The organism is Luteimonas sp. Soil_C_5 (genome assembly GCF_057656615.1).
In genome coordinates this window covers 380911-395877 of the sequence record NZ_JBDGKA010000004.1, presented here as the reverse complement: position 1 = coordinate 395877, position 14967 = coordinate 380911, and the positions used below count along the sequence as shown (strand labels likewise).

General features: G+C 67.5%; 13 protein-coding genes. 9 read left to right on the top strand and 4 right to left on the bottom strand.

What is annotated here, in order from left to right:
- Nucleotides 1-140: 140 nt before the first annotated feature.
- Entirely contained in the window at nucleotides 141-596 is a 456-nt protein-coding gene (azu, locus tag AC3A5K_RS13590; RefSeq protein ID WP_487618073.1) for an azurin, read from the top strand.
- Nucleotides 593-2728 carry a TonB-dependent receptor family protein gene (locus AC3A5K_RS13585; RefSeq protein ID WP_487618216.1) on the top strand — a complete coding sequence of 712 codons (2136 nt, stop codon included), beginning with the start codon at nucleotides 593-595 and terminating at the stop codon, nucleotides 2726-2728. The genes azu and AC3A5K_RS13585 overlap by 4 nt, the downstream gene beginning before the upstream one ends.
- Nucleotides 2729-3256: 528 nt before the next feature.
- Here AC3A5K_RS13585 and phhA read toward each other — a convergent pair.
- A complete protein-coding gene (gene phhA, locus AC3A5K_RS13580; RefSeq protein ID WP_487618072.1) occupies nucleotides 3257-4159 on the bottom strand; it encodes a phenylalanine 4-monooxygenase in 903 nt (300 codons plus the stop codon).
- 131 nt (nucleotides 4160-4290) lie between these two features.
- Here phhA and AC3A5K_RS13575 point away from each other — a divergent pair, with 131 nt between their 5' ends.
- From AC3A5K_RS13575 to AC3A5K_RS13550, 6 genes are all read left to right on the top strand, one after another.
- A complete protein-coding gene (locus AC3A5K_RS13575; protein WP_487618071.1) occupies nucleotides 4291-4767 on the top strand; it encodes an Lrp/AsnC family transcriptional regulator in 477 nt (158 codons plus the stop codon).
- Nucleotides 4768-4945: 178 nt separating this feature from the next.
- Nucleotides 4946-6355: a type I glutamate--ammonia ligase gene (glnA, locus tag AC3A5K_RS13570; protein WP_487618070.1), complete on the top strand. Its 1410-nt coding sequence runs from the start codon at nucleotides 4946-4948 to the stop codon at nucleotides 6353-6355.
- A gap of 276 nt (nucleotides 6356-6631) precedes the next feature.
- Complete coding sequence (locus tag AC3A5K_RS13565; RefSeq protein WP_487618069.1) at nucleotides 6632-7336, top strand: TorF family putative porin; 705 nt, start codon at nucleotides 6632-6634, stop codon at nucleotides 7334-7336.
- 28 nt (nucleotides 7337-7364) lie between these two features.
- Nucleotides 7365-7703 carry a P-II family nitrogen regulator gene (locus AC3A5K_RS13560; RefSeq protein ID WP_487618068.1) on the top strand — a complete coding sequence of 113 codons (339 nt, stop codon included), beginning with the start codon at nucleotides 7365-7367 and terminating at the stop codon, nucleotides 7701-7703.
- Nucleotides 7704-7719: 16 nt separating this feature from the next.
- Entirely contained in the window at nucleotides 7720-9111 is a 1392-nt protein-coding gene (locus tag AC3A5K_RS13555; RefSeq protein ID WP_487618067.1) for an ammonium transporter, read from the top strand.
- 224 nt (nucleotides 9112-9335) lie between these two features.
- Complete coding sequence (locus tag AC3A5K_RS13550) at nucleotides 9336-10091, top strand: N-acetylmuramoyl-L-alanine amidase (RefSeq protein WP_487618066.1); 756 nt, start codon at nucleotides 9336-9338, stop codon at nucleotides 10089-10091.
- A 514-nt stretch (nucleotides 10092-10605) separates the two neighbouring features.
- On the opposite strand, the gene AC3A5K_RS13545 is transcribed toward AC3A5K_RS13550, so the two are convergent.
- The 3 genes from AC3A5K_RS13545 to AC3A5K_RS13535 form a co-directional block, all read right to left on the bottom strand.
- Nucleotides 10606-11307, bottom strand: a complete 702-nt coding sequence (locus AC3A5K_RS13545; RefSeq protein WP_487618065.1) for an alpha/beta fold hydrolase — start codon at nucleotides 11305-11307, stop codon at nucleotides 10606-10608.
- A gap of 19 nt (nucleotides 11308-11326) precedes the next feature.
- Complete coding sequence (locus AC3A5K_RS13540; protein WP_487618064.1) at nucleotides 11327-13504, bottom strand: glycoside hydrolase family 3 N-terminal domain-containing protein; 2178 nt, start codon at nucleotides 13502-13504, stop codon at nucleotides 11327-11329.
- 156 nt (nucleotides 13505-13660) lie between these two features.
- On the bottom strand, nucleotides 13661-13870 hold the full coding sequence (locus tag AC3A5K_RS13535) for a hypothetical protein (protein WP_487618063.1): 210 nt from the start codon (nucleotides 13868-13870) through the stop codon (nucleotides 13661-13663).
- 161 nt (nucleotides 13871-14031) lie between these two features.
- Here AC3A5K_RS13535 and ku point away from each other — a divergent pair, with 161 nt between their 5' ends.
- Nucleotides 14032-14967 (top strand): non-homologous end joining protein Ku, encoded by a 936-nt coding sequence (gene ku / locus AC3A5K_RS13530; RefSeq protein WP_487618062.1) that lies wholly within the window; start codon nucleotides 14032-14034, stop codon nucleotides 14965-14967.

Below are 14967 nucleotides of genomic sequence, written 5' to 3'. Positions count from 1 at the left end.
TTCGCGGGAATGACGACTACGGGATGTCCGCACGTCTGCTGCCCCGCCTGCGACATTCCGTCCCGGGTCGTTCACGCCTGCGTTTGCGACAATGCGCGGTGCGATGCCCGCATCGCTCGCCCAACCCCACCGGAGATCCCATGTCGAACCGCGCCTGGCGCGGCGCGCTCGCGCTGCTGCTGTTGATTCCCGCCACAGGCGCCTTCGCGCGCACCTGTCCGCTCACGGTCGACAGCGATGACAGGATGCGTTTCTCGCAGCAGGAACTCCGTGTCGCCGCCGATTGCACCCAGGTGCGCCTGACCCTGAATCACACGGGCCGCGTGCCGGCCACCGCGATGGGCCACAACTGGGTGCTCACGCGCACCGCCGATTACCGGCCGGTCGCACTGGCCGGCGCCCGCGCGAATCTGGCCAGCAGCTATCTGCCCGCTGGCGACGCACGCGTCATCGCACACACCAAAATCATCGGCGGCGGCGAGTCCACGACAATCACCTTCCCGACCGCTGCCCTGACCCGCGGCGGCGACTACACGTTCTTCTGCTCGTTCCCGGGCCACTGGAACGTGATGCGCGGCAAGCTGGTGTTCGGCTGATGCGCGCGACCCCCACCGCGCTGGCATCCGCGCTGTCGCTGATCCTGCTCTCGCCCGGCTTCGCGCAGGCGCAGGCGACCGCCGATGCGCCCACCACGCTCGAACGCGTGCGCGTCGATGCGACGCGTCTGCGCGGCGTCAGTGATTTCGATACGCCCGCGTCGGTCGATGCGATCCGCCTCGACGATGCGCACAGCAACCGCGCCGGCACCGTCGCCTCCGAGCCGCTGTCGGGCGTGCCCGGCCTGCTGGCGCGCGACCGACAGAACCACGCGCAGGACACGCAGCTGTCGATCCGCGGTTTCGGAGCGCGCTCCACCTTCGGCGTGCGCGGCGTGCGCCTGTTCGCCGACGGCATTCCGGCGTCGATGCCCGACGGCCAGGGCCAGCTCTCGCATTTCAGTCTCGTCGGTGGCGACCGCATCGAGATCATGCGCGGCCCGTTCTCGGCGCTGTACGGCAATTCATCGGGTGGCGTCGTGCAGCTGTGGAGCGCCGACGGACAGTCCGGCGATCCCTGGCGCTTCAAGGCCAGCCACGGGCGCGACAACACGACCAGCCTGTCGACGCAGCTGCGCGGCGGCACGGAGACGGTCGGCTACAACCTCGCGCTGTCGCGTTTCGATACCGATGGCTGGCGTGACCACAGCGCCGCTCGTCGCGATTCGGCGAACGCGAAGCTGCGCTTCGATTTCGGCGACCGGCGCCGGCTCGATCTCGTGGCCAACCATGTCGACATCGACGCGCAGGATCCGCTCGGCCTGACCGCCGCACAGGTGCGCGAGAACCCCCGCCAGGTCGCCGCGGTCGCGCGCCAATTCGACACGCGCAAGACCGTACGCCAGACCCAGCTCGGCGCGGTCTACGAACACGGCATCGGCGACGCGCACACGCTGCGCGCGATGGCCTACGGCGGCGAACGCGCGGTCGTGCAATACCTGCCGATTCCGGCCGCGGCGCAGACCAATCCGCTGAACTCGGGCGGCGTCATCGATCTCGACAACCGCTATGGCGGACTCGACCTGCGCTGGAACTGGGAAGGCGCGCTCGCCGGGCGTCCGCTGGAACTCACCGTCGGCGCCAACGCCGATCGCCAGCGTCAGGATCGCCAAGGTTTCGAGAACTTCGTCGGTGACACGCTCGGCGTGCGCGGGCGGCTGCGGCGCGACGAGCGCAATTCGGTCGAGAACCGCGACCAGTTCGCGCAGGCCTACTGGGCCTTCGCGCCGCGCTGGTCGCTGCTGGCCGGCGTGCGCCACAGCGAAGTCGAATTCACCTCGCGCGATGCCTATATCACCGCGACCAATCCCGACGACAGCGGCCGCGTCGCGTTCCGTCAGACCTCACCGGTCGCCGGCATCACGTTCGCGCCCCACGATGATCTGCGCGTGTACCTGTCGGCCGGCCGCGGTTTCGAGACGCCGACCTTCAACGAGCTCGGCTACCGCGCCGACGGTGGCGCCGGTTTCGCATTCGATCTGGCGCCGGCGATCAGCGACAACCTCGAACTCGGCACCAAGTGGCGCGCACGGTCGGGCACCACGCTCAACGCGGCGCTGTTCCGCGCCGAGACCGATGACGAGCTTGCGGTCGCGCGCAATGTCGGCGGCCGCAGCAGCTTCCAGAACATCGGCCGCGCACGTCGCCAGGGCGCGGAGCTGTCGCTGCGCCAGCCGCTGGGCGAATCGCTCGATCTGAGCGTCGCCGCGACCTGGCTCGATGCGACCTTCCGCGACGACTATCTCGTCTGCACCGGCGCGGGCTGCACCGTGCCGGCGACGCCTGTCGCGGCCGGCGCGCGCATTCCGGGTGTGCCGGCGCGGCAGCTGTTCGCGCGCCTCGACTGGACCGGCGGCCCGTGGAGTGCGGCGATCGAAGGTGTCGGCGTGGGTGATGTGGTCGTCGACGATCTCGCGACCGGCCGCGCGGCCGGCTACGCGCTCGTGCACCTCGAAGGCGCACGCCGCTGGCGTTTCGATGCCGGCGAGCTGCGGACCTTCGTGCGCATCGACAACGTGCTCGATCAGGCCCACATCGGCTCAGTGATCGTCAACGAAGGCAACGGCCGGTTCTACGAGCCCGGCCCGGGGCGCGGCGTGATGCTGGGCGCGCAGTGGACGTGGAACCGGTGACGCTGGCTTAGACCGGCGAAGACGCGCGATCGAAGCGTCGTGCCGACGACGCAGGCGACTTCGAACCCCGTCATTCCCGCGAAGCGGGATCCAAGGGCGTCACGATGCAACCAAGGTCCATGGATGACCAGTCATTCGGCTGTTGAAGAACAACTCCCGCCTGCGCGGGGATGACGGCTGGAATGGGCTGCCTGGTCGAGCCGTGAAGCGCATCGCGCGCGTGCACGCTGCCCCGAATTACGAATTACCAGTCACGAATCACGAATCACCTATGACGCGCGATGAAGCATCACGCCGACGACGCAAGTGACCTTGAACCTCGTCATTCCCGCGCAGGCGGGAATCCAAGGACGTCACGATGCAACCAAGGTCCATGGATGACCAGCCATTCGGCTGTTGAAGAACAACTCCCGCCTACGCGGGGATGACGGGTGAGTTGAGTTGCCTGGTCGAGCCGTGAAACGCGCCGCGTGCGTGCACGCTGCCCCGAATCCCGAATCCCGAATCCCGAATCACCAATCACCGCCGTCAAACATCCCCACCCGCCGTCCACCCCTCACCCGTGCCGCGATGGAACACGCGATCTTCCTCGCGCACCGTGCCAGCGCCCACCGTGTCCTGCTGCGCCAGGCGCGCATAGATCGGGGTGAAGTCCGGGCCGGTCGCGTCCATCAGCTGTTCGAAGCTGTCGATGACGAAGTAGGTTTTCTGGTAGGTGTCGATGCGGTAGCGCGTGCGCATGATGCGTTCGAGGTCGAAGCCGATGCGGTTGGGCGCATCCGATTCCAGCGAGTAGATCGATTCGCCCTTCGACGACACGATGCCGGCGCCGAAGATGCGCAGGCCGTCTGCCTGCTGGATCAGGCCGAACTCCACCGTGTACCAGTACAGCCGCGTCAGGTTCTGCAGCGCGTCCGGGCCGATGCCGTGCGCTTTGACGCCGCCCTTGCCGTAGGCCTCCATATAATCGGCGAAGACCGGATTCATCAGCAGCGGCACGTGGCCGAACAGGTCGTGGAAGAGATCGGGTTCCTCGATGTAGTCGATCTGGTCCGGGCGACGGATCCACCAGGTCACCGGGAAACGACGGTTGGCGAGGTGGTCGAAGAAATCGAGTTCCGGCAGCAGGCCCTCGACGCCGAGCAGCGTCCAGCCGGTCGCGGCTTCCAGCACGGCGTTGAGTTCGTTGAACTTCGGAATCGCGTCCGGGGTCATGCCCATCGCGTCCTGCGCCTGCAGAAACTCGTCGCAGGCGCGGCCGACCAGCAGCTCGCGCTGGCGCGCATAGAGCGTGGCCCAGGTCGCGTGGTCGTCGGCGCTGTAGGTCGCCCAGGGCTGCTCGACGATGCCGGTGGCATAGACCGGCACCTTGCCCTTCTCGGTCTGCAGGTTCTCGACGCGGCGCGGGGCGTTCGACGGCTGGGCGGACATGGCAACTCCGGCATTGGGATGAACGACATTCGACAATAGCGCCGAACTCCCGCAAGGAGCTTGCGTTGTTGCGCCGTATGCCGTCGATCGCGCAATAATCGTGCGTAGATTCCGAATTCAGGACAACACACATGGTGCCGACTGCGCTGGACCGGATCGACCTGCTGTTGCTGTCGGAGCTGCAGCGCCAGGGCCGGCTGACCAACACCGACCTCGCCGAACGCGTGCATCTGTCGCCGTCGGCCTGCCTGCGCCGCGTGCAGCGGCTGGAGCGCGAAGGCGTGATCGCCGGCTACCGCGCGGAGGTCAGCGCGGAACATCTGGGCCTCGGCCTGCAGGCCTTCGTGCGCGTGCAGCTCAAGCACCACGACAGTGCCGCGGTCGCCGGATTCGCGGCGCTGGTCAATGGCTGGGATGAAGTCGTCGCCTGTCACGCGTTGACCGGCGACATGGATTACCTGCTGCAGATCGCGGTGCGCGATCTCGAACACTTCTCCCGGTTCCTGCTCGACCGGCTGCTCAACCAGCCCGCGGTGGACGACGTGAACTCGAGCTTCGTATTGCGCACCGTCAAGGCCGATCGTGGACTGCCGGTCGGGTCGGCCTAGCCTGCACCCGACTGCGCTTTCGTGGTGCGCTTGAATTTAAGTTGCACCATCAAGGTGCGCAAATGGATCCGGCAGGTGTGCGCATCGTGAACAAGTCCTTGATTCGAAAGGCGCAAGCCCCTTGGCACGGTCCGTGCGTAATACACGGCACATTCTTCACCCAAGGCGGTTGTTCAAGATGTCCATCGACAACATCGAAAAGCTGATCAAGGACAACAAGGTCGAATTCATCGACCTGCGTTTCACCGACATGCGCGGCGTCCAGCATCACGTCTCCTATCCGAAGTCGATCATCGAGCCGGGCCTGTTCGAAGACGGCAAGATGTTCGACGGCTCGTCGATCAGCGGCTGGAAGGGCATCCAGAACTCCGACATGGTGCTGCTGCCCGATCCGTCGACGGCGTTCATCGATCCCTTCACCGCCGATCCGACGCTGGTCATCACCTGCGACATCCTCGATCCGACCACGATGCAGTCCTACGAGCGCGACCCGCGCGGCATCGCGAAGCAGGCCGAGGCGTTCCTGAAGTCCAGCGGCATCGCCGACCAGGCGTTCTTCGGCCCCGAGCCCGAGTTCTTCATCTTCGATTCGGTGCGCTACTCGAACGAGATGGGCCACACCTTCTTCCACATCGAATCTGAAGAAGCGCACTGGAACTCGGCCAAGGAATACGAAGGCGGCAACAGCGGCTACCGTCCCGGCATCAAGGGCGGCTACTTCCCGGTCGCCCCGCTCGACTCGCTGCACGACATCCGCGCCGAGATGTGCAAGACGCTGGAACAGGTCGGCATCGAAGTCGAAGTGCACCATCACGAAGTCGCAAACGCGGGCCAGTGCGAGATCGGCACGCGCTTCAACTCGCTGGTCGCCAAGGCCGACGAACTGCAGACGATGAAGTACATCGTCAAGAACGTCGCCTTCCGCAACGGCAAGACCGCGACCTTCATGCCCAAGCCGATCGTCGGCGACAACGGCAGCGGCATGCACGTGCACCAGAGTCTGGCCAAGGGCGGCACCAACCTGTTCACCGGTGACGGCTACGGCGGCCTGAGCCAGACCGCGCTGTGGTACATCGGCGGCATCTTCAAGCACGCCCGTGCGATCAACGCGTTCTCCAACGCGTCGACCAACTCCTACAAGCGTCTGGTGCCGGGCTTCGAAGCGCCGGTGATGCTGGCCTACTCGGCGTCGAACCGTTCGGCCTCGTGCCGCATTCCCTACGTCGCCAATCCGAAGGCGCGCCGCATCGAAATGCGCTTCCCCGATCCGATGCAGTCCGGCTACCTGACCTTCGCCGCGCTGATGATGGCGGGTCTGGACGGCATCAAGAACCAGATCGATCCGGGCGGCCCGAGCGACAAGGATCTCTACGACCTGCCGCCCGAGGAAGAGAAGAACTTCCCGACCGTGTGCCACTCGCTGGACCAGGCGCTCGACGCGCTCGACAAGGACCGCGACTTCCTCAAGGCCGGTGGCGTGTTCTCCGACGACTTCATCGATGCCTACATCGCGCTGAAGATGAAGGAAGTCACCGCGTTCCGCGGCGCGACGCACCCGCTCGAATACCAGATGTACTACGCGATCTGACGCACCTTGACGGGGTCGGCCACTGGCCGGCCCCGTTGCGTTCCACCGCCTGCAGGCGGCGCCTCCCTCCCCCACGGTGGGCGGCACCGCCAGCGGCATCAGGAGATCGGGTGCATCCGAAGGAGCGGACAGCGGCCACACAGACGCCACAGAGCGTCGGTCGCGACGGGACGACAGCCAAGGGGGCACGTCGCCACGTCATCGGACCACCTGCGCGGCAACGCCGACGCAGCTGCAATGACCGGGGAGGGCTTTCATTCACTTGAGGAGCCTGTCATGCCATTACGCAAGAACGCACTTGCCACACTGCTGTGCGCGGGTCTGTTGTCCGCCGGCGCCGCGCATGCGGAAGTCTCCGGCTCGATCACGCTGACCAGCGATTACCTGTTCCGTGGCATCAGCCAGACCGACGAGAAACCCGCCTTGCAGGGCGGCGTCGAGTGGGCGCACGACGGCGGCTTCTATGTGGGCACCTGGGGCAGCAGCATCAGCTGGCTGTCCGATTCCGATCCCGACATCTCCAGCCAGCTCGAACTCGACGGCTACATCGGTTTCCGCGGCGATTTCGGCGACAGCGGCTTCGGCTACGACATCGGCGCGGTGCACTACTGGTATCCCGGCAGCTATCCGGCCGGCTTCAACAAGGCCGACACCACCGAGCTCTACGCGGGCGTGAGCTGGAACATTCTCAGCGCCAAGTACTCCTACGCGGTCACCGACCTGTTCGGCATTCCGGATTCCGACGGCAGCAGCAACCTCGACGTCGGCGTCGGCTGGGAGTTTGCCCCCAGCTGGACGCTCAACGGCGCGGTGGGCAAGCAGTGGGTGGCCGGCAGCGCGGGCACTGCGACGTATGCGTTCTGGTCGGCGGGCGTGGGCAAGTCGTTCGACAACGGCTTCGACATCGCACTGAACTTCAACGACAACGACCTGATCGGTCCCGACGACACCATCACCCTCGCCGTCACCAAGTCGTTCTGACGCGGCGCGCGCGCATCTGGAGACCCACATGAAACTGATCATCGCGATCATCCGCCCGTTCAAGCTCGACGAGGTGCGCGAAGCCCTGGGCGCCGCCGGCGTGTCCGGCCTGACCGTCACCGAGGTCAAGGGCTTCGGTCGACAGAAAGGCCACACCGAGCTCTATCGCGGCGCCGAGTACGTCGTCGACTTCCTGCCCAAGATCAAGATCGAGTGCGCGGTCAGCGACGACGTGTTCGAGGCCGCCATCGAGGCGATCACCCAGGCCGCCGGTACCGGCAAGGTCGGCGACGGCAAGGTGTTCGTCGTCGCACTGGAACAGGTCCTGCGCATCCGCACCGGCGAAATCGGCGCCGACGCGCTTTAACCCCCACGGAGACATCATGAAGACCAACGAGACCCGCGGGTGGAAAGCCCGGTTCCAGGCGCTGTGCCTGGGCATGTTGTGTGCGCTGAGCCTGGCCGGCGTGACCGGCAGCGCATTCGCGCAGGAAACGCCGGCGACGCCGCCCGGCGAGATCGTCGCGGCCGCCGTCGTCGAGACCGCCGCCGAGGCAGTGGTGTTCGACAGCGGCAATGTCGCGTGGATGCTGACGTCCACGCTGCTGGTGCTGCTGATGGTGGTGCCGGGCCTGGCGCTGTTCTACGGCGGCATGGTGCGCGCCAAGAACGTGCTGTCGGTGCTGATGCAGGTGCTGGTGGTGTTTTCGATGGTGATCGTGGTGTGGATCGCCTACGGCTACAGCGCGGCGTTCACCGAAGGCAACGCGTTCTTCGGCTCGTTCACCGAGAAGGCGTTCCTGCGCGGCATCACCGCCGAAACCGACGCGGGCGGCCTGCCCGAATTCCTGTTCATCGTGTTCCAGTCCACGTTCGCAGGCATCACCACGGCGCTGATCGTCGGCTCGTTCGCCGAGCGCATCAAGTTCTCGGCGGTGCTGCTGTTCTCGCTGCTGTGGGTGACTTTCGCCTACCTGCCGATGGTGCACATGGTGTGGAGCGGCGAAGACGGCTTCCTCGCGCACCGCGGCGTGATCGATTTCGCCGGCGGCACGGTGGTGCACATCAACGCCGGCGTGGCCGGTCTGGTGGGTTCGTACTTCATCGGACGCCGCCTGGGCTACGGGCGTGAGGCGATCAAGCCGCACAACGTGCCCTTCACCTTCGTCGGCGCGGCGCTGCTGTGGGTCGGCTGGTTCGGCTTCAACGCCGGCTCGGCGCTGGCCGCCGATGCCAGCGCGTCGCTGGCGATGCTCAACACGATGGTGGCGACGGCTGCAGGCGTGCTGGCCTGGAGCATCGTCGAGGCCTTCACCAAGGGCCATCCCTCGGCGCTGGGCGCGGCCTCGGGTGCGATCGCGGGCCTCGTCGGCATCACCCCGGCCGCCGGCACCGTGGGTCCGATGGGCGCACTGGTCATTGGCCTGGCCGCAGGCGCGCTGTGCGTGTGGGGCGTGACCGGTCTGAAGCGCCTGCTGCGCGCCGACGACAGCCTCGACGTGTTCGGCGTGCACGGCATCGGCGGCATCGTCGGCGCCCTGCTGACCGGCGTCTTCAGTGCGCAGTCGCTGGGCGGCACCGAGGTCGATCTGGCGATCGGCGCGCAGGTCTGGGTGCAGCTGATCAGCGTGGTGTTCACCGTCGTCTGGTGCGCCGTGGTCACGGCGATCGCGATCACCATCACCCGCCTGGTCACCGGCCTGCGGGTCAGCGAGGACGAGGAGCGCGAAGGCCTCGACATCGCGTCGCACGGCGAGTCCGCTTACGAGAAGTGAGTCGATGACGGACGGCGGCGTGGTCCGCCGTCCGCCCGCCTGCTGTCGGCGCGCATGGCCGCGCCGACAGCATTCGCGGGGCGCGTTTTCGCGTCCGTTGCGATAGGACACTACCCCGCAGTCGCACCGCCGACGTGGCGATACCGACGGCCGCGACGCGTCACGGCGTCGGACGATCCGCAGTGCGGCTTGCATTCCGCCTTGCCGCTGCAGTGCAATGCGGCATGCCGAAATTCCTGATCCCCGCGCTCGCCGCGCTGTTGCTGGCGGCCTGCGCCCATCAATCCCCGCGCAATCCGCTCGCCAACTGGGTGCCGTCGGACAACCACGACGCGCGTCGTCCGGTACTGGTGGTGCTGCACTACACCGAGCAGGACTCCGTCCAGCGCAGCCTCGACACCTTGCGCACCGCCAATGCCGGTGGCCGGGTCAGTGCGCATTACCTGATCGGGCAGGATGGCGCGCGCTACCAGCTCGTCTCCGACCACGACCGCGCCTGGCACGCGGGCGCCGGCAGCTGGGGCGCGATCAGCGACGTGAACTCGGCCTCGATCGGTATCGAACTCGACAACAGCGGCCGCGTGCCGTTTGCCGAACCGCTGATCGACAGCCTGCTGGTGCTGCTCGACGACCTGACGACGCGCTGGCGCATTCCGCCGGAGAACGTCATCGGCCATTCCGATCTCGCACCCGGCCGCAAGATCGATCCGGGCGTGCTGTTTCCCTGGAAGCGGCTCGCCGAGCACGGTTACGGCGTGTGGCCCCGCGACGACACACCGCCCGCGCCACCGGGCTTCGATGCCGTGCATGCGCTGCGCACGGTGGGCTACCGGGTCGACGATCTCGACGCGACGTCGCGCGCGTTCCGCATGCGCTTCCGCGCGCTGGCCGACGGGCCGCTGGATGCGGAGGACCATCGGATCCTGTACGCGCTGGTGCAGGGCTGGACGATTCCGGTGCAGTCGGCGCCTGTCGAGTAGCGCGCTGTATCCGCTGCTGCGTAGGTGCGCCCGGCGCTGCGTGTCTGATCCCGGACTGCGCATCTCCTGAGTCGGCTGCGCCATTCGCACTCGCACGTGGAGCCGGACAATGCAGGCAACACACGGTGTAAGACGAGTGGGTGTTGAGCCTGCCTGTTGCCGCCAACGAAGAAGCGGGCAACTCCCCTCGAATGCTGTCGACCGCTGACGCGGGCGATTTCATTGCTGCGGGTGGACGTCCATGCGCGCGGCGCAACCGCCCAGAGAGGGCGAGCATGAGGAGACGTAACCCGGGCACCGCGTCTTCCCGATACGTCCGAAGTCCGTGACGCTGCGTGCATCGGGATGCCGCCTTCGGCATCCCGAGAAATGTCGCGCTTCCATGAGCAGTGCCCTGTGGTTCCTGCACGTGCGGCGACGGCTTCAGCGATACGGACCATCGACGGCAACCGCGCGCCCGGCCGGTCTCACGACAACGACAGATCAGATGCCCGCGCGCGACGCAGGACTGCGATCAGGACGCGGTTAACCACGCCCGCATCAACGCCGACGTCTCGTCCGCCAGCTCCAGCGGCGGCAGATGCCCGCAGGTGTCCAGCCGGTGCAGCACCGATCCTGCGATGCCTGCATGCATCGCCTCGGCTTCGACCGGCGGCGTCAGCCGATCCTCCTCGCCCACGATGATCAGGGTCGGCACATCGATACGCGCGAGCAGCGGCTCCGAATCCGGACGACCCAGAATCGCCGCCTGCTGCCGCAGATAGCCCTCGGCGCCGACGTCGGCCGCCATCGACTGCACGATGCCGCCGATCGGCCCGTCGACATGCGACGGATGCACCAGGCTCGGCAGCAGCTGACGGGTCACGCCGACGAAGCGACCACGGCCGATCGCCTCGATGCCGCGGCGGCGCTGCGCGGCGCGTTCCGGTGAATCGGGGCGCGCGCTGGTGGCGATCAATGCGAGACGGGTCACGCGTTCGGGCGCGCGGCGCAGGATTTCGAAGGCGACGTAGCCGCCCATCGACAGTGCGGCCAGTGCGAAGCGCGGCGGCGCGTGCGCGAGGGCGCGCTCAGCCAGTGCGCCGACGCTGTCGTCCTGCGTGAGATCGGTGACGTGCGGCTCGGCGACATCGCCGAGCGCGTCGATCTGCGCCTGCCACAGCCGCGCCGTACACAGCAGGCCCGGCAACAACAGCAGCGGCGTGCGCGTGCTCACGTGCGCGGCCGACGCCGCATCAGGCCCGGATCAGCGTGAACTGGCGCGCGGTCCCGGATTCCGAATCCGGCGCGATCCAGACATCGAACAGTCCCGGCTCTGCCGCGAACGCGCCGCTGCGCGTGGTGAAGGCCAGTTGCTCGCGGCGCAGCACGAACTCCACCGTGGTGTGCGCGCCCGGCGCGAGGGCGACCTTGCGGAAATCCTTGAGTTCGCGGATCGGCCGCACACGGCTGGCAACGCGGTCGTGGATGTAGAGCTGCACCACTTCCTCGCCGGCGCGGCTGCCGTCGTTGTGCAGCGTCACCGACACCGTCAGCGTGCCGTCCCAGTCCAGCGTGTCCGCTGACAGCACGATGTCGCCGTAGACGAAGCGTGTGTAGCTCAGGCCATGGCCGAACGGATACAGCGCGCTGTGCGGCATCTCGCGCCAGCGGCTCTTGAACTCGCGCATGTCCGGCAGCTCCGGGCGGCCGGTGCGCTGGCGGTTGTAGTACAGCGGCTGCTGGCCGGAATCGCGCGGGAAACTCACCGGCAGGCGCGCGGACGGGTTGTAGTCGCCGAACAGCACGTCGGCGACCGCGGGACCGGTCGCGGTGCCGAGGAACCAGGTCGCGAGAATCGCTTGCGCGTCGTGCACCGCGCCGTGCAGCGCGAGCGCGCGGCCATGACGCAGCAGCACGACGACCGGCGTGCCGGTCGCGGCGACGGCCTCGGCCAGCGCCTGCTGCGCGGGCGGCACGATGATCTGCGTGCGCGACTGCGCTTCGCCGCTGTAGCCCTGCGGTTCGCCGATGGCGAGCAGCACGACGTCCGCCCTGCGCGCGGCCTCGACCGCGGCGTCGATGCCGCCGTCGATCGCGTCTTCCATGCCGCTGCCGTCGACGACATCCAGCGCATCGCCCTCGTCGAGCGCCGCGCGCAGGCCGTCTTCGAGATTGACGTACAGCCGCTTGTCGCCGAACAGCGTCCAGCAGCCTTCGGTGTTGTCGCGGTCGCGGGCATAGGGACCGATCAGGGCGAGCTTCTGGCCGGACTTCTTCAGCGGCAGCAGCCCGCCCTCGTTCTTCAGCAGCACGATCGAACGGCGCGCGACGTCGCGTGCGAGATCGCCGTGCAGCGCCTGCGGATCGAGGGCGGCTTCGACCGTGGGATCGAGCGAGCGGTAGGGATTGTCGAACAGACCGATCGCCTGCTTGACCGCGAACACGCGGCGCACGCCCTGGTCGATCACGTCCATCGGCACTTCGCCGCTGGCGACGAGGTCGGGCAGATGCGCGGCGTACAGGCCGCTCTGCATGCTCATGTCGACGCCGGCGGTGAACGAGAGTTTCGTCGCCTCGCGGTCCTCGCTGGCAAACCCGTGTGCGACGAGCTCGAAATCGGCGGTGTAGTCGGACACCACGAATCCGTCGAAACCCCATTCGCCGCGCAGCAGATCGGTCAGCAGCCCGTCGTGGGCCGAGGCGGGCACGCCGTTGATGTCGTTGAAGGCGCTCATCACCGTCAGCGCGCCGGCATCCAGCGCGGCCTTGAACGGCGGCAGATGCACGTCGCGCAGTGTGCCTTCGGAAATCTCGACGCTGTTGTAGTCCAGACCGCCCATGACCGCGCCGTAGCCGACGAAATGCTTGGGCGTGGCCAGCATCGAATCGTCCGCGGTCAGATCATCGCCCTGGAAGCCGCGCACGCGCGCGGCCGCGAACGCATTGCCCAGCACGACGTCTTCGCCCGCGGCTTCGGCCACGCGGCCCCAGCGCTGGTCACGGGCGATGTCGAGCGTCGGCGCGAAGGTCCAGTGCAGACCGCAGGCGGTCGCCTCGATCGCCGCGGCGCGGGCGGTGCGCTGCGCGAGTTCGGGTTCGAAGCTCGCGGCCTCGCCCAGCGGGATCGGGAACACCGTGCGCATGCCGTGGATCACATCGGCGCCCATCAGCAGCGGAATGCCGAGCCGGCTCTCTTCGACCGCGATGCGCTGCGACTCGCGACCCTGCACCGCGCCGACGCCGTTGAACACCGCGCCCACGCGGCCGGCGCGGATCTGCTCTCGCAGCTCGCCCGCGTTCAACTCGTTCATCTCGGGATTCACGTCCGCCGCGAACGGGCGCAGCATGTCGGCAAAGATGCCGAGCTGGCCGATCTTCTCCTCGAGAGTCATCCGCGCCAGCAGCGCTTCGAGGGTGTCGTCAAGGCGCATCGCCACTCCGGTGTAACCGATTACAGCCGGCGATTATAGGCGCCCGCCCCGGGGTGCAGGCTAGGGGCATCCCCAATGGACAGGCGGCGGCCGCATCGTGAGCGCGCGCGCATGCCCGATGCGAAGACCGGCCCGCACCGGAATGCAGCGTCGAGGTCAGTCCTCGCGACCGCGCGACGGCACGAACGGGGACACCGGATCGCTGGCCGGGAACGTCTCTTCCAGGGCCTCGTCGTGGGCGTCTTCCTCGTGACGTTCGCGATGACCGCGATGCTCGCGGGCATCGTCCGGCGCAGTGACAGGCGCGGGGTACGGATCCGGACGCTGCGGCTCGGTATCGGGCGGGAGGTGCGTGGTGGTCGTCATGCGGTCACCGTCCTCCGGCGCGCGGCATGCACACGTGAAACCCGGCGGCGATCCACGCTTGACGCGGGAACGACGTGCGCGGTGCAAGCCTGCGCTCCCGGTCGACGCCCGGGTGCCGCGCCGCGTGCGCCCCGCCGTCGTCCCGCGAAACGGAGTTGCCCATGGCACGTCCCATCTGGTCCGGCTCGCTGTCCTTCGGCCTGCTCAACATCCCGGTCTCGCTGATGTCGGGCGAGCGTCGGACCGATCTCAGCTTCCGCATGCTCGATTCGCGCGACAAGAAGCCGATCCGCTTCGAGCGCGTCAACGCCGACACCGGCGAAGAGGTCCCGTGGAAGGACATCGTCAAGGCCTTCGAGTACGACAAGGGCAGCTACGTCGTCATCGAGAAGGAAGACATCGCCTCGGCCGCGCCGGAATCGCACGAATCCGTCGACGTGGAAGCCTTCGTCGATGCCGGCAGCATCGGCACGCGCTTCTACGAGAAGCCCTACATCCTGGTGCCCGGCAAGAAGGCCGAGAAAGGCTACGTGCTGCTGCGCGAGACGCTGAAGAAGACAGGCAAGATCGGCATCGCCCGCGTCGTGATCCGCACCCGCGAATACCTGTGTGCGGTGATGCCCGAGGACGATGCGCTGGTGCTGATGCTGCTGCGCTATCCGCAGGAGCTCGTGGACCCCGCCGACTACAAACTGCCGTCGGGCAGCGCGTCGAGCTATCGCATCGCCGACAAGGAGGTGCAGATGGCGACGCAGCTCATCGACTCGATGGCCGCCGACTGGGCGCCGGACGCCTACCACGACGAATTCCGCGAACGCCTGTCGGACATCATCAAGAAGCGCATCAAGGCCAAGGGCGTGAAGACCAAGGTCGTCGACGCGCCGGCCCATCACGAGGACGCCGCGACCAACGTCGTCGACTTCGTCGCGCTGCTGCAGAAGAGCCTCAAGGACAACACGCGCACGCCGGCCGGCAGCAGCGACAAGGTGCCGGTGAAGAAGTCCACGACGAAGAAAACCGCGAAGAAGGCGACGAAGAAGGCCGCGAAGGCGCCTGCGACCAAGGCAGCGAAGAAGACCACGCGCAAGGCCTCCTGA

Coding starts and splice junctions, on each gene's coding strand:
- phhA (WP_487618072.1), bottom strand. CDS start 4,159: ATGTCCGCCCAGCCGTCGAACGCCCCGCGCCGCGTCGAGAACCTGCAG.
- AC3A5K_RS13565 (WP_487618069.1), top strand. CDS start 6,632: ATGCCATTACGCAAGAACGCACTTGCCACACTGCTGTGCGCGGGTCTG.
- AC3A5K_RS13560 (WP_487618068.1), top strand. CDS start 7,365: ATGAAACTGATCATCGCGATCATCCGCCCGTTCAAGCTCGACGAGGTG.
- glnA (WP_487618070.1), top strand. CDS start 4,946: ATGTCCATCGACAACATCGAAAAGCTGATCAAGGACAACAAGGTCGAA.
- ku (WP_487618062.1), top strand. CDS start 14,032: ATGGCACGTCCCATCTGGTCCGGCTCGCTGTCCTTCGGCCTGCTCAAC.
- AC3A5K_RS13540 (WP_487618064.1), bottom strand. CDS start 13,504: ATGCGCCTTGACGACACCCTCGAAGCGCTGCTGGCGCGGATGACTCTC.
- azu (WP_487618073.1), top strand. CDS start 141: ATGTCGAACCGCGCCTGGCGCGGCGCGCTCGCGCTGCTGCTGTTGATT.
- AC3A5K_RS13550 (WP_487618066.1), top strand. CDS start 9,336: ATGCCGAAATTCCTGATCCCCGCGCTCGCCGCGCTGTTGCTGGCGGCC.
- AC3A5K_RS13555 (WP_487618067.1), top strand. CDS start 7,720: ATGAAGACCAACGAGACCCGCGGGTGGAAAGCCCGGTTCCAGGCGCTG.
- AC3A5K_RS13535 (WP_487618063.1), bottom strand. CDS start 13,870: ATGACGACCACCACGCACCTCCCGCCCGATACCGAGCCGCAGCGTCCG.
- AC3A5K_RS13575 (WP_487618071.1), top strand. CDS start 4,291: ATGGTGCCGACTGCGCTGGACCGGATCGACCTGCTGTTGCTGTCGGAG.